1 tRNA gene and 2 other annotated features are annotated in these 708 nt (G+C 49.4%); the gene reads right to left on the bottom strand.

The features are described from left to right. Nucleotides 1–14: 14 nt before the first annotated feature. Nucleotides 15–97 (bottom strand) — a sequence feature (5S ribosomal RNA rRNA prediction is too short). 89 nt (nt 98–186) lie between these two features. After that, nucleotides 187–258, bottom strand: a tRNA-Cys gene (locus tag CVV30_00005). Nucleotides 259–396: 138 nt separating this feature from the next. Beyond that, nucleotides 397–703 (bottom strand) — a sequence feature (possible 23S ribosomal RNA but 16S or 23S rRNA prediction is too short). Nucleotides 704–708 lie beyond the last annotated feature (5 nt).

Here is a 708-nt window from a genome sequence, read left to right as displayed (position 1 = left end):
GGGACTCGCGTACCTCAGTACAGCATACTACGTGTCTCGGCTTAACTTCTGGGTTCGGAATGAGACCAGGTGTTTCCCGAAAGCTATGGCCGCTATCACCACATGTTGTTTGCTTGTTTTTTAGATGCAGGCGAAGAACTTTTACATTCTTCTCCACGCCATACTCCAGTTAAGGAATACAGCGTAAGCCAAGGTCCGGATTTGAACCGGAGTGTAGTAGATCTGCAATCTACCGCGTGGCCGCTCCGCCACCTTGGCAGCCGTGTATTATGATACCCTATCCAATTGGATAGGATATAATTTAAGGTTTGCACAAAGAATTTCGTCTGGGTTTAACGTGGTGAGCACTAGTTTTGGACGTTAGTACTCCCGGACTGAACACGTCGTTACCTTCGTGCTTACATCCGGAGCCTATCAAACGGATCTTTTATCCGAGTCCTCAACGGAGTCTCTTTTTAGGCCGGGTTTCAAGCTTAGATGCTTTCAGCTTTTATCCCTTGGCGCGTAGCTGCTCGGCACTGCCTTGTCAGACAACCGATCGACCAGTGGCGCCGAATGAAAGTTCCTCTCGTACTATTTCATTCTTACCCTCAGACTCCAAACACTCCTGATAGATAGTAACCGACCTGTCTCACGACGGTCTAAACCCAGCTCACGATCCCCTTTAATAGGCGAACAACCTCACCCTTGGCCGCTGCTGCACGGCCA

The organism is Methanomicrobiales archaeon HGW-Methanomicrobiales-1 (assembly GCA_002839675.1).
Lineage (GTDB): Archaea > Halobacteriota > Methanomicrobia > Methanomicrobiales > Methanospirillaceae > Methanoregula.
Note: the sequence above shows the minus strand (reverse complement) of the source record. Positions and strands in the feature narration are given on the sequence as shown.